Source organism: Agathobaculum sp., assembly GCF_050946325.1.
Classification (GTDB): Bacteria; Bacillota; Clostridia; order Oscillospirales; family Butyricicoccaceae; genus Agathobaculum.
The window spans coordinates 1-12,302 of sequence record NZ_JBMNUP010000047.1; the positions used below are offsets into that span (position 1 = coordinate 1).

Here is a 12,302-nt window from a genome sequence, read left to right on the forward strand (position 1 = left end):
CACTGCGAAAAAAGGGGAGACCGCCTGATGGCTGATCCACGTGCGGCGCGCGAGCGTCTGCTGCACCGCATGGAGCGGGAAGCGAAAAAAACACCCGCCCCCAAGGGGGATCACTGGTTGGAGCAGTATGCCTGCGCAGTGCTGACCGGTCACATCACGGCATGCCGTAAGGTGCGCCTGCTGTGCGCGGTGCTGCTGGATAAGATCCGGCGGCCGGAGAAGTACAGACCGTGGGTGTTTGACCCAGCCGCTGCCAATGTTCATATCGCGTTTGTCGAGCAGTTTTGTAAACAGCCGCAGGGGCGGTTGGGCGCGCCACTGAAACTCGAGCTGTTTCAGAAGGCGCGGTGGCAGGCGATATTCGGCTTTGTGCATCGGGACACCGGCCTGCGGCAGTATCAGGAGGTCATGATTGTAGAGGGGCGCAAAAACGGCAAAACGACCGAATGCGCCGCGATTGAAATTGACCTGCTGACAAACGATGGAGAGGGTGCGCCCGAAATCTACTCTATCGCTACCAAGCGGGAGCAGGCGGCGAAGAGTTACAACGCCTGCGTGAATATGCGTAAGCAGTCACCCGCTCTGTTTTCAGGAATCCGAAAGCGGCAGGGTGACTTGTATTACCCGCCCAATATGGGAACGATCGCGGCGCTGGCTTCGGCGGCGAACAGTCTGGACGGCTTGAACGCGCATGGCGTGCTTGTGGACGAGCTGGCCGCGATCAAAAACCGCCAGATCTATGACGATATGAAACAGTCCATGTCTGCGCGGGATCAGCCGCTGCTGTTTTCCATCTCGACGGGTGGCTTTGTGCGTGAATGTATATTCGACGCGCAGTATGCCTATGCCGCGGGTGTGCTGGAGGGCACGGTGACGGATGACCGGTTCCTTGCGTGGATCTATGAACTGGACGAGCGGGACGAGTATCGGGACGAAAACATGTGGATCAAGGCTAACCCAGGGCTTGGAACGATCAAGAAGGTCGATTACCTGCGCCAGATGATGGCGAAGGCGAACGCTGACCCGTCCTTCCTGCCGACGGTGCTGGTGAAAGACTTTAACCTGAAGGAAAACGCCGCGACCGCATGGCTGACGTGGGCGGAATGCTCCAACCCTGAGACGTTCGATATCACGTTTGACTACTGCATCGGCGGCATGGACGCGGCCGACAGCATTGACCTGTGCGCGGCAACGGCTATTTGCCAGCGGCCGGGCGATCCGAAGATCTACCGCCGCAGCATGTACTGGATTCCGCAGAGCGTGCTGGATGCAGACGCGGCCGAGGGCAACCGCCGCGAGCGGGACAGCGCGCCGTATTCCCTCTGGGTGCGCCGCGGCCTGATGCGTACCGTTCCTGGCAACAAAGTAAACAAGCAGGTGATGCTGGACTGGTTTATCGAGCTGCGGGATGAGGAGGATCTGTATGTGAGCTATATCGGGTATGACCCGTGGCACATGGACGACAGCCTGCTTGAGCGGTTCAAATCTGAGTTCGGCGCCGGATGCATGATACCGGTGCGGCAGGGCGTTTTGTCGCTTTCCCAGCCGATGAAGGACCTTAAGGCTGACCTTGCCGCGGGTCTTTTGGTGGATAACAACAACCCTGTGGATAAGTGGTGCATGGTAAACACCGAGGTGCGGGCGGATATCAATGGCAACATTCAGCCGGTCAAGGTGACCGATGGACGGCGGCGTATTGATGGCACAGTTGCGCTGATCTGCGCCTACAAGGTGCTGCAGGACAAGCGAGACGAATATGTAAACCTGAACAGGGCAGAGGATGAGGAGGAAACCGATGGGACTGTTTGACAAGCTGTTTCCGCACCGCCCGCCGGGCGGCAGTCCGCGGGCGTATTTCAAAACGCTGACGGCGTACCAACCGGTATATACGACATATCGGGGTGGGCTGTATGAGATGGCGTTGACCCGTGCGGCTGTGGCGGCGTTTGCGCGGCATTGCAGTAAGCTGCATTTGGGGATTGCCGGGGATTTCCGGCCGGAGCTGCGGCCGGTGCTGGGACAGCAGCCTAACCCATGGATGGATGCCAGTAAGTTTTTGGCGCGGGCAGCAACGATCTACATGGTGCAGAACAATGCATTTATCGTGCCGCTGGAGGATGCGGCCGGACGCCTGACCGGCTACTATCCAGTGCTGCCGCAGCAGACCAGCGTGCGCGAATACGGCGGGCAGGCCTATTTGCAGTACGAGTTCTGGGGCGGGCAGCAGGCGGCGGTCGAACTGTCCCGCGCGGGGCTGCTGACGCAGCACCAGTATGAAGATGACTTTTTCGGGTCGGACAACCGACCGCTTGCCCCGACCTTGCAGGTCATGCACACGCAGGACGAGGGCATTGTAAACGGCATCAAGAACGCCACGACCATCCGGTTTCTGGCGCGGCTTTCCGCAAACCTGAAGCCGAAGGACATCACCGCAGAGCGTCGGCGGTTTGCTGAGGACAATCTGGCAGGCAACGACACGGGCGTGATGATGTTTGACAGCAAATATGCGGATGTAAAGCAGATCGAGAGCGCAGCGCTGGTGGTAAACCCCAAGCAGCAGGAGCTGATCCGCGGGAACGTATTTGAGTATTTCGGAACGAATGAAAAGATTCTGACCAATACCTACACCGAGGACGAGTGGAACGCCTATTACGAGGGCTGTATAGAGCCGTTTGCCATTCAGCTATCGCTGGTGCTGACCGCGATGACCTTTACGCCGGAGCAGATCCGTGCGGGGGCGGCGGTGATCGCTACGGCAAACCGGCTGCAATATGCCAGCAACAACACCAAGCTGAATATTGTGACCCAGCTGTTTGATCGGGGCTTTCTGACGCACAATCAGGGCCTTGAGATATTCAACATGTCACCGGTGAGCGATGGAGACCGGCGGTTTATCCGCAAGGAATATGCAGAGGTATCGGACGTGTCCAAATTGAACACCGAACCAGTGGAGCCGAAGGAGGGCAAAGGCAATGGCGATCACACCGGAGACTCGTGACTACCGCACGTTTGAAGTGCGGGCACTGCCGCAGGAGGGCGGCGACGGGCAAAAGCAGTGCCGTGTAGAGGGATACGCCGCGGTTTTTGATGAGGAAACCGTGCTGTACGAATATGACGGCATCCAGTACAAGGAAGTCATCGACCGGAACGCATTTTCGGGAGCGGAGATGCGCGACGTTGTGATGAATTTTAACCACGGGGGCAAACCTGTGGCACGGACGAAAAACGGCACGCTGGCGCTTGCGGTCGACAGTAAGGGCTTGCGGATCAGCGCTGACCTGGGCGGAACCGAGGAAGGGCGGAGGCTCTACGAGGAGATTCGGGGCGGCTATCTGGATCAGATGTCGTTTGCGTTCACCATCAATAAGCAGGAATATGACCGCGCCAAGCGTTTGCGCCGGATCACCGGCTTTAAGCGCATTTTTGATGTGGCGGCGGTGGACGTACCTGCTTACGGTGGAACCAGCATTGCGGCGCGCTCCTGGGCGCAGGCGGAGGCCGAGCGGGAGTCCGCGGAGGCGGGCAAGCGGCGCAGGTTAGCACTGAAACTGAAACTTAACGGAATTACAGAGGAGGAAACCAGTGATGAATAACAATAAGCAGATGATTTTTAACAGCTTTCGCCGCCGTGTTGGCCTGCAGTTTTTTGCAGGCGCGGACCGTGTGACCGAAATTGAGACGCGCCTTGCGGCTATCCGCACCGAGATGGATGCGCCGGACGCGGATCTGGATGCGCTGACGGCTGAGACGGACAGCCTGATCGCCGAGCGCAAAAGCCTGTTGGATAAAGCCGAGCAGCGCCGCACGCTGCTGGGTAAGATCGGCAGCGGAGAGGTGGGCAGCGAGATGCGCCGCTTTGCCCCGGCAGACCAGACGCCGGAGGAGCGTACCTATGGTTTTGACAGTGCAGAATATCGCAGTGCATGGCTGCACACGCTGATGCGCTGCGACCTGACAGACGTAGAGCAGCGTGCATGGTCGACGGCGACGGGTTCGGCCGGTCCGGTGATCCCGACGCAGACCGCAAACCAGATCCTTCAGAAGGTGCACCAGTATGCGCCGCTGCTTGATAAGATCACCCTGCTGCATGTGCCCGGCAACGTGACCTACGCGGTGGAAGGCGAAGAACCGGACGCAGCATACCACACCGAGAACGAGGCGATCGCGCCGGCGGAGACTGGCCTGACCAGCATCACGCTGTCGGCATATGAGATCGTGAAGCTCGTGCAGATTTCCAAATCGGTGCAGAAAATGGCGATTGATGCGTTTGAGAGCTGGCTGACTGATATGGTGGCCAAAAAGCTGGCCAAGCAGATCACGGCGACCATTTTGAACGGTACCGGCTCCAAGCAGGGCAAGGGCATCGAAAAGGCGAATACATGGGGCGCGGGCAACTCGGTTTCGGTTGCCAAGGCCGGTACGCTGACCACCCAGAATGTGCTTGACCTGATTGCGCTGCTGCCGGGCGGCTATGACGCGGGTGCGTGCTTCCTGATGAGCAAAAAGACGCTGTTTACCGATTTTATGCCACTGCAGGATAAGTCCAAAAACGATTTGGTGCGCATTGAGGGCGGCAGCTACTATGTATACGGCTATCCGGTGCTGCTGGATGAGCGTGTGGCAGACCATGAGGCGTATCTGGCTGATCTGTCCACCGTGATCGGCAATATGCCCGAGGATGTGACCATTACATCGGATTTTGACCTGACCAAGAATGCGTTCCTGTTTCTCGGCTGCGCGATGTTTGACTGCACACCATCGCAGGCGGATGCGGTGCGCAAGCTGGTCAAGGCGGCATCGTAAAACACGATGGTAACATTAGACCGGTTTAAGATGTATGCCCGTGTGGACCACACGGAGGACGACGGGATGATCACGGACATGCTGACGGCAGCGGACGCTGCCGTCAGCGATATGACAGGCAAGCTGCCGCCGGGCGGCGCAGATGAGCTGTTTGATGTTGCGGTGCTGCAGCTTTGTGCCCATTGGTACGAAAACCGCACGCCGGTGAGCGAGATCGCCGTGCATGAGGTGCCGTTTACCGTGCAGATGCTGCTGAATCATATTGCGATGTCCGACCGCTATCCGGAAAAGGAGGAATCCGGTGGGGCTAACCAATGACCTGAAGCACCGGCTGACGGTGCTGAATAAAAAGCAGATGGAGAACGACCGCGGCGAAATCTATTACGACTATGCGCCGGACGGCGCGATTTGGGGTGCCCTGAGCGTGGTAAGCGGCAGCACGGAGACACTGCCAGGCGGCGCGGAGCGTGCAGTGGTGACGCACCGAATCACAATACGGCCGCGCAGCTGCAAGCTGACTACAGCGACGCGCTTTCTCTATCAGGGGCAGCGGTATGATGTGCAGTATTGGCAGCCGCATTATAAGCGGCGCGACCGCTTGGAAGTTCTGGTAAGGCTGGTGGTAGAAGATGGCGCGCGACGGATTTCTGTTTGATGAGCTGGAAATGTTCGCGGATAAGTTGGACAGCGTAGGGCGTAAGCGGATGTCAAAGGCCGAAGCGAAGATGATGCGCAAGGCGGGTACAAAGCTAAAGCGCAGAACACTGCGTCAGATACGGTTGGCAAATTTGCGAACAATTACCGGCAACTATAAGGAAAGCATCCAACGGGGCAAGGTTTGGAATGAGGATGGCACGATGCGTATCCGAGTCTATTCCAACGCGCCGCATGCGCATCTGATAGAGCAAGGTCATATTGTCTACGTCAAAAATGGCTATAAAAAAGTTCCTGGGCGAGAGGTGTTCATTGATGCTCAGAATGCCTTTGAATCGGATTTTGAAGATGCGTGTGAGGATCTTTTAGATGAGGTGATTCGGGAAATATGCAGATAAGCGAAGTGCGCACAGCGCTGGCCGATCTGGTCCGTGCCGCTGACCCTGCGGCGAAGATCATACAGGATGACGAGAAGGAGCCGGTCGTCCGGCCGGCGTTCCGCATTGATGTGCTGCCCATGGGCGGCGGCGCGGCCTGCGGCGGGGCGCGGGAGCGCGCGGTGGATGTGGACATCTGGTACTACCCCAAAAACACCGACCACCCGCAGGACGAATGCGACGCGGCGGCGGACCGGCTGCTCGCGGCGCTGGATGAGGGCTTTATGGCGGGCGGCATCTGGATTCCGCTGGATGAGGATGTGAGCTGCGACAGCACGCAGGGCGTGCTGGTGTGCCAGTTCGGCGCATCGTGGATCGAGACGGCGCCGGAAACCGGCGAGCCGATGGACGAGCTTATCTATGTATAGGGGGTATCCATACCCCCTATATACGGCAGACAGTTCCGTAGAAACTGTCTGCCGATACCCCCGGACGCGCCCCGAGGGCGCTGGGGTCGGGGTATCAAAACATGGGGCAAAGCTCCATGTTCCGATGCGATTCACAGAATCGCGGATAAAATGCCGCGCCTTGGGCGCGGGGAAGGAGCAAGAATATGCCAATTACAATGCCGAAAATTGAGGTGACGTTTGTCCAGCAGGCGGTGAGCCTGATCGCGCGGTCGGCGCGCGGCGTGGCGGTGCTGATCGTGCGGGACGACACCGATAAGGGGTTTACCCACAAGCAGTATGCAGACCTTGCATCCGCGCAGGCGGACAAGGCACTGTATACGGCGGATAACTACAATGCGATTTGTGATTTGCTCGCGGCGGCGCCCTATCAGGCGCATGTGTTCCGACTCGACACCGCAGGCACGCTGGCAGATACGCTGGCCGAGATCGCGCGGACGGTGAAAACCGGCTGGCTGGCGGTTGCCGGGCAGAGCGCAGAGGACGGCACGGCGCTGGCTGCATGGGTCAAGACGCAGGCGGCGGGAGGCAAGAGCTACAAGTGCATCGTACACAATGTGACGCCGCTGCCGGATGATATGCACGTTGTCAATTTTGTAAATGAGAGCGTGACGTTTGCGGACGAGCGCGGCGCGCAGCAGGGCGTGACCTACCTGCCGAGCCTGCTTAGCATTCTGGCGGTGTGCAATGTGGAGCGCGGCTGCACGAACTACCACTGCTCCAATCTTGCGGCGGTGCAGGAGGTTGCCGACAACGACGCGGCGGTCGGCGCGGGCAAGTTCATTTTGTTTAACGATGAGGACGGCGCGGTGCGCATTGGTCAGGGCATCAACTCCATGACCACCACGGACGGCAAGACCCGCACGGAGGACATGCAGTTTATTGAGACGGTGGAGGCCATGGACCTGATGCGCGACGACATCACGTCCACGTTCCGCAGGGAATACCTCGGCAATTACCGCAATACGCGCGATAACCAGATGATGTTTATTGCGGCGATCAACGCATCCTACTTCCGCCAGCTGGCGCAGGAGAACATCCTGGACCCCGACCATGCGAATGCGGCGCGCATCGACGTGGACGCGCAGCGCGCGGCGTGGGTGGCATCCGGCAAGGCCGAGGCGGCGGACTGGGATGAGGACAAGGTGAAGGCATCGCCATTTAAGCGCACGGTGTATCTGGCCGGTGACGTGAAGATTTTGGGCAGCATGACCGACCTGATTTTCCCGATTACGATGGTATGACGTATAGGGGACTTCCAAAGTCCCCTATATACGAAGCTTGGTTCCCGAGAAACCAAGCTTCGACAAGGTGAATTGCTGCGAAGCAGCAAGAGAGGGTGGCCTGGGCCATACCCGAAGGACGCCGCCCAGGGCGGCTGGGGTCGGGGTATCCCAAGTCAGGCAAAGCCCGACTTTGGATGCGATTCACAGAATCGCGGATGGAATGGCGGCTGGTGCCGCAGAAGGACGAAAGGAGAGTGTGAGATGGAGCAGTTTAACAAAGAGTGCGTGATGCACGGTTCGGGCGGCTATGCGTGGTTTAACGGAAAAAAGCTGACAAGCCTGCAAAGCATTGAAGCAAAAATTGCTGCAGACTACGAAGAGGTCAATGTATGCGGTGACAACACGACATACCGTATTTATAACGGTTACTCCGGTGAGGGCAGCTTTACAACGCTGAAAATGGACAGTGATGTGCTGAAAATGATGGCAGAAGCCTATGCCACCGGTGTGATGCCTGAGCTGACGATTGTATCTGCACTGAAGCAGAAAGGCACGAACAAGGTGGAGCGTGTGGCACTGTCGCAGGTTACGATTGACGAGATGTACTTATTCAAGTACGAAAAGAAAGCCAAGGTGGAAGAGGAAGTGCCGTTTAAGTTTGCGCACTTTGAGGTACTCGAAACACTGTAAGGAGGACAACGATGGAGACAACACTGCTGGAAGCGCTGGCGGCGCGGGCAGAGCAGAAGGAGAAAGACCGCCTTGCGGTGAAAAAGTTTTCGGTTGGCGGGGTGGAAATGCGGTTTCGCAAGCCCCGTCAGGCGGAGCAGCTGACGTACTACGGTGCGCTGTCGGAGGCGGGCGGCGCGGATGCGCTGATCACGATCTGCAAGCAGCTGATCTATGACTGCTGTGAGGATTTGCAGGATCCGGAGCTGCACCGCACGCTGGGTGTTACCGACCCTTATGATGTGGTGAGCCGTCTGCTGGACGTGCCTGAGATCGACCGCCTGGGCGGCGAGCTGCTGACATGGGCAGGCCTCGTCGGCACGGCGGCGGAGGACACGGCAAAAAACTCGTAGCGCGCGATCCGGTGCTTGACCTGTGTGCGTTTTACGCGCCGCGCGGCATTGCCCCCGAGGAGATACGGCGGATGAGCCTGTCCGATCGGGCGGTGCTGCGGGTCGGCCGGTCGCGCTGGTATGAGGAAATGCGCCTGCTGACTGCGGCGGGCGTGAGCACTGCGTTTGCGCCGGAGGAGGGATCGCGTGGCGAAGAATAAGGTGATCAACACCGTGCTGCAGCTGCGGGATAATATGTCCGGCGGGCTGCTGAAAGCTGCCAGGAATGCCAAGAAGAGCGGCGCGCAGATATCGGACGATATGATAAAGGCCACGCGTCAGGTGGTGGCCTTCAAGAATAAAGTGCAAAGCACGGCGGTCAGCGCCGCAAAGAATTTTGCCAAGATCGGCGCGGCGTCAGCCGGTGCGGTGGCTGCGCTGGCGGCAAAGACCGGCTTTTCTGAGGCGCTCGATCTGGAGGGCTACCGCCTGCAGCTGGAGACCGCGACCAAGGACACCCAAAAGGCCGGCGAAATCATGCGGTACGCCATCGACCTTGCGAACAAGACCCCGTTTGAGGGCGGCGCGCTGGTAGAGGGCGCGGCCAAGTTTGAGGCGATGGGCATGAGCGCGACGCAGTGGCTCTCCCGCGCGGGCGATATGGCGGCGGCCACCAACAAGGACTTTGACCAGGCGGTGGAGGCGCTGATCGACGCGCAGAGCGGAGAGCTGGAGCGCCTGAAGGAGTTTGGCATCACCAAAGCCAAGATTCTTGAAAAGGGCGAAAAGCTGTTTGCGGGCGTGCAGCTTGAAAACAACAAGGGGCAGATCGTCAATCAGGAGAAATTCAACGAAGCTATGCTCGCGCTGATGCAGGATCGCTTTGCGGGCGGCATGGCCAAGCAGGCCAGCACGATGAAAGGCCTGTGGAGCACGGTGACCGGCGTGACCAAGAGCGCGCTGGCGAAGATTGTCGGCATTACGGAGGACGGCAGCATCCAGAGCGGTTCGGCGCTTGACCTGCTCAAGGGCAAGGTGCAGGGGCTGGAAGACCGGCTGGCCGAATGGCAGCAGGACGGGACGATAGACCGTCTGGCATCTGGTTTCAACGACGGCCTGAGCAAGGCGCTGGACTTTGCCGGCAATGCAATGCAGTGGTGCAAGGAAAACAGCGGCCTGCTCACCGGCGGCTTAAAGCTGCTGGCAGGGGCGTTTGTGATGGTGAAAATCGGGCAGTTTAATGCAGGGCTGACCAATGGCATCTCGGCAATCGGCGGGTTTGTCGGTACGATTCGCGCAATGACGGCGGCCACGATGGCACAGGCGGGGGCATCCGGTACGGCAACGGCCGCGCAGAACGGCCTGAACGCTGCCCTGAAGGCAAACCCCATCGGCTTTGTGATCACGCTGATCGAGGCGGCAATTGCCGCCGGTGTGCTGCTGTATCAAAACTGGGATGCGTTGCGCGAGGGCTGCGGCAAGGTCTGGGATAAGGCGAAAAAAGCGTTCGGCGGCATTCGCGACACCATCGTCGGCGCGTTTGACAGCGCAAAGCGGGCGGTTTCCGGTTTCTTCTCGTGGCTGGATGACCGGATAGAGAGCATTCCGTTGCTGGGTCAGCTCTATAAGGGCGGCAAAACGCTGGCAGGCGGGGCGCTGGACTGGCTGGACGATGTAACGCGCATTACACCGCGCAACGCGCTGGGCACGAGCTACTGGCAGGGCGGCCCGACGCGGGTAAACGAGCGCGGCGGCGAGATCATGAATCTGCCGAACGGTACGCAGATCATCCCGCACGACGTCTCCCTGCGCGCGGCGCGCGGCCCGCAGGTGACGGTGAACGTGACCGTGCAGGGTAATGTGATCGGCAACCGGCAGTATGCGGACGAGATGGGCAACATCATCGTGCGGCGCATTCTGGCGGCGGTGGAGAATATGTAAAAAGCCGCCCCGAAAAGGGGCGGCAGTGTGCCTAAAGCCGACCATGATTTCTTCTATACTTCTCACGCTGTGACTTTGAGACATTATTACCAAACGGAATCCATCTGCAATTTTCGGGACAATAATCTCCGTCATTATCAATTCTGTCGATGGTGAGTATTTGGCTATAAGAAGGTGGTGCAGGAGACCCTGGCTTATAGCAGCCGTGTCTGGGGATTTTTTGTTCAATGTACCCTGCGCTATAGGCCCACATCTGAAAGTTCTCAAAACCTGAAGGGCCGAGCCATTGTGCGCATATTTTGATTCCGCGTCCGCCGTAGCGATTGTATGCGTTGCAATTTGGATTGCAGCAGCGCTGCTTCATGCCGTGGTAAATATGATAAAGACGTGTTTTACTTTTTGGAAGGCTCATTTAATCACCATCGAATTTTTCTGATAGGGCGTTTACTAAAACAGCATTGAGGTCGATGCCCGCTTCCTGTGCCAGTTGACACTGTGCGGCTGATAATTCTACTTCAACCGAAACAGTGTGTGCAGGATCGCCATGCTGGGAGACGTATCGTGCGATAAACTTCTTGATTTCTGTTGTGGGTGTTGTGTGATTGGCAGCACAAGCAGCCTTGAACGCAGTTAACACTTCGGGCTTAAGATCAAGTGGAAAACGAATGTAGTTATTCCGAAGATTTTTGATTTGGGACTCATATTTTTTCTTTTTTTCCATGTTGCACAACCTCTCTTTCTAAGATCAGATTAGCATACGTCCGTATAGATATCAAGAGAAAAAGCGGAGGTGACAGAAAATCGCTTACAAGATTATTTTTTCGTTCAACAACAACGAGGAGGTTATGGTGCTGCCGCATGTGCCGCCGGACTTCCCGCTGCCCGAGCCGGAGCAGCACAACGAGGTATACGAGGGCCTATCCAGAGATTATGCCCGCATCGGCACGCTGGGGCTGCGGCATCTGTCGTGGTCGAGCATTTTTCCGGTGGGGCGGCGCTATCCCTTTATGCCGGCAGAGGCCACGAGCGACGGCTGGGCCTATGTGGCGTTTTTCGGCCGCGGGCGGGAGCGCAAGATCCCCTTCCGCATGATGGTGCTGGACTCTGGCGGCGTGTGCCGGCTGAATATGCCATGCACGGTGGACAGTCTGGATATCGCGGTGCGGCGCAATGGCGACCTCGACTATTCTATTTCAGTGACCGAGTACCGGTTCGTCGTATAGGGGGTATCCACAAGGTGAATTGGCCGCAGGCCAAGAGAGGGTGGCCTGGGCCATACCCCCTATATACGGCAGACAGTTTCTCCGGAACTGTCTGCCGATACCCCCGGACGCGCCCCAAGGGCGCTGGGGTCGGGGTATCCAAAGTCAGGCAAAGCCCGACTTTGGATGCGGCTCACAGAGCCGCGGACCAAAATACGGATGCTGCCGGAAGGGAGGGATTGTATTGGCTTATGCATATGCAGATGCGCACCGCCTGATCCGCTATCGGGACGGGGCGGCGCTGGATATTACCGCCTACGCCGGAGACATGGCCGCGACGGACGCGCTGGAGGCGCTGTCTGTTGCGCTGACGTTCACCGTTCTCCGCGCGCCATGGGATAAATACATCCGGCGGGATGTGGTGCAGCCAGGCGACAAGCTGCGCGTGGTCAACCACGAGAAAACCGTGTTTTCCGGACAGGTTGTTACGGTGGGGTTGGACGGCGCGGTTACGGCTTATGACCGCGGCTGGTTCCTGAACAAGAGCCAGATCATCTTACAGTGTACGGCG

Annotated in this window: 16 protein-coding genes; 15 read left to right on the top strand and 1 reads right to left on the bottom strand. The window is 58.3% G+C overall.

Annotated features, from left to right (window positions below; genetic code table 11):
- Window positions 1–27: 27 nt before the first annotated feature.
- From ACOYIE_RS05470 to ACOYIE_RS05530, 13 genes are all read left to right on the top strand, one after another.
- Window positions 28–1,809, top strand: a complete 1,782-nt coding sequence (locus ACOYIE_RS05470; RefSeq protein ID WP_433411172.1) for a terminase large subunit — start codon at window positions 28–30, stop codon at window positions 1,807–1,809.
- Entirely contained in the window at window positions 1,796–2,998 is a 1,203-nt protein-coding gene (locus ACOYIE_RS05475; protein WP_433411174.1) for a phage portal protein, read from the top strand. The genes ACOYIE_RS05470 and ACOYIE_RS05475 overlap by 14 nt, the downstream gene beginning before the upstream one ends.
- The gene (locus ACOYIE_RS05480) at window positions 2,973–3,593 is read left to right on the top strand and encodes an HK97 family phage prohead protease (protein ID WP_433411176.1); all 621 of its coding nucleotides are present in this window, start codon (window positions 2,973–2,975) and stop codon (window positions 3,591–3,593) included. The genes ACOYIE_RS05475 and ACOYIE_RS05480 overlap by 26 nt, the downstream gene beginning before the upstream one ends.
- Complete coding sequence (locus tag ACOYIE_RS05485; protein ID WP_433411178.1) at window positions 3,586–4,803, top strand: phage major capsid protein; 1,218 nt, start codon at window positions 3,586–3,588, stop codon at window positions 4,801–4,803. Before ACOYIE_RS05480 ends, ACOYIE_RS05485 begins: the two co-directional genes overlap by 8 nt.
- A 6-nt stretch (window positions 4,804–4,809) precedes the next feature.
- Window positions 4,810–5,121 carry a head-tail connector protein gene (locus ACOYIE_RS05490; RefSeq protein ID WP_433411180.1) on the top strand — a complete coding sequence of 104 codons (312 nt, stop codon included), beginning with the start codon at window positions 4,810–4,812 and terminating at the stop codon, window positions 5,119–5,121.
- Entirely contained in the window at window positions 5,105–5,458 is a 354-nt protein-coding gene (locus ACOYIE_RS05495) for a phage head closure protein (protein ID WP_433411182.1), read from the top strand. The genes ACOYIE_RS05490 and ACOYIE_RS05495 overlap by 17 nt, the downstream gene beginning before the upstream one ends.
- On the top strand, window positions 5,433–5,855 hold the full coding sequence (locus ACOYIE_RS05500; RefSeq protein ID WP_433411184.1) for an HK97 gp10 family phage protein: 423 nt from the start codon (window positions 5,433–5,435) through the stop codon (window positions 5,853–5,855). Before ACOYIE_RS05495 ends, ACOYIE_RS05500 begins: the two co-directional genes overlap by 26 nt.
- Window positions 5,846–6,262: a phage tail terminator family protein gene (locus ACOYIE_RS05505; protein ID WP_433411185.1), complete on the top strand. Its 417-nt coding sequence runs from the start codon at window positions 5,846–5,848 to the stop codon at window positions 6,260–6,262. Before ACOYIE_RS05500 ends, ACOYIE_RS05505 begins: the two co-directional genes overlap by 10 nt.
- A gap of 185 nt (window positions 6,263–6,447) precedes the next feature.
- Window positions 6,448–7,545: a phage tail sheath C-terminal domain-containing protein gene (locus tag ACOYIE_RS05510; RefSeq protein ID WP_433411187.1), complete on the top strand. Its 1,098-nt coding sequence runs from the start codon at window positions 6,448–6,450 to the stop codon at window positions 7,543–7,545.
- A gap of 243 nt (window positions 7,546–7,788) precedes the next feature.
- Complete coding sequence (locus ACOYIE_RS05515; protein ID WP_433411189.1) at window positions 7,789–8,217, top strand: phage tail tube protein; 429 nt, start codon at window positions 7,789–7,791, stop codon at window positions 8,215–8,217.
- 11 nt (window positions 8,218–8,228) lie between these two features.
- The gene (locus tag ACOYIE_RS05520) at window positions 8,229–8,609 is read left to right on the top strand and encodes a hypothetical protein (RefSeq protein ID WP_433411191.1); all 381 of its coding nucleotides are present in this window, start codon (window positions 8,229–8,231) and stop codon (window positions 8,607–8,609) included.
- 11 nt (window positions 8,610–8,620) lie between these two features.
- Window positions 8,621–8,809: a hypothetical protein gene (locus ACOYIE_RS05525; RefSeq protein WP_433411193.1), complete on the top strand. Its 189-nt coding sequence runs from the start codon at window positions 8,621–8,623 to the stop codon at window positions 8,807–8,809.
- Window positions 8,796–10,529 carry a hypothetical protein gene (locus tag ACOYIE_RS05530; protein ID WP_433411194.1) on the top strand — a complete coding sequence of 578 codons (1,734 nt, stop codon included), beginning with the start codon at window positions 8,796–8,798 and terminating at the stop codon, window positions 10,527–10,529. The genes ACOYIE_RS05525 and ACOYIE_RS05530 overlap by 14 nt, the downstream gene beginning before the upstream one ends.
- Window positions 10,530–10,941: 412 nt before the next feature.
- Here ACOYIE_RS05530 and ACOYIE_RS05535 read toward each other — a convergent pair whose 3' ends face one another.
- Window positions 10,942–11,250 carry a hypothetical protein gene (locus ACOYIE_RS05535; RefSeq protein ID WP_433411196.1) on the bottom strand — a complete coding sequence of 103 codons (309 nt, stop codon included), beginning with the start codon at window positions 11,248–11,250 and terminating at the stop codon, window positions 10,942–10,944.
- 124 nt (window positions 11,251–11,374) lie between these two features.
- Between ACOYIE_RS05535 and ACOYIE_RS05540 the strand changes: the two genes are divergently transcribed.
- Complete coding sequence (locus ACOYIE_RS05540; protein ID WP_433411198.1) at window positions 11,375–11,752, top strand: hypothetical protein; 378 nt, start codon at window positions 11,375–11,377, stop codon at window positions 11,750–11,752.
- 223 nt (window positions 11,753–11,975) lie between these two features.
- Window positions 11,976–12,302: hypothetical protein (locus tag ACOYIE_RS05545; protein ID WP_433411200.1), on the top strand; the 327-nt coding region annotated here is incomplete at its 3' end.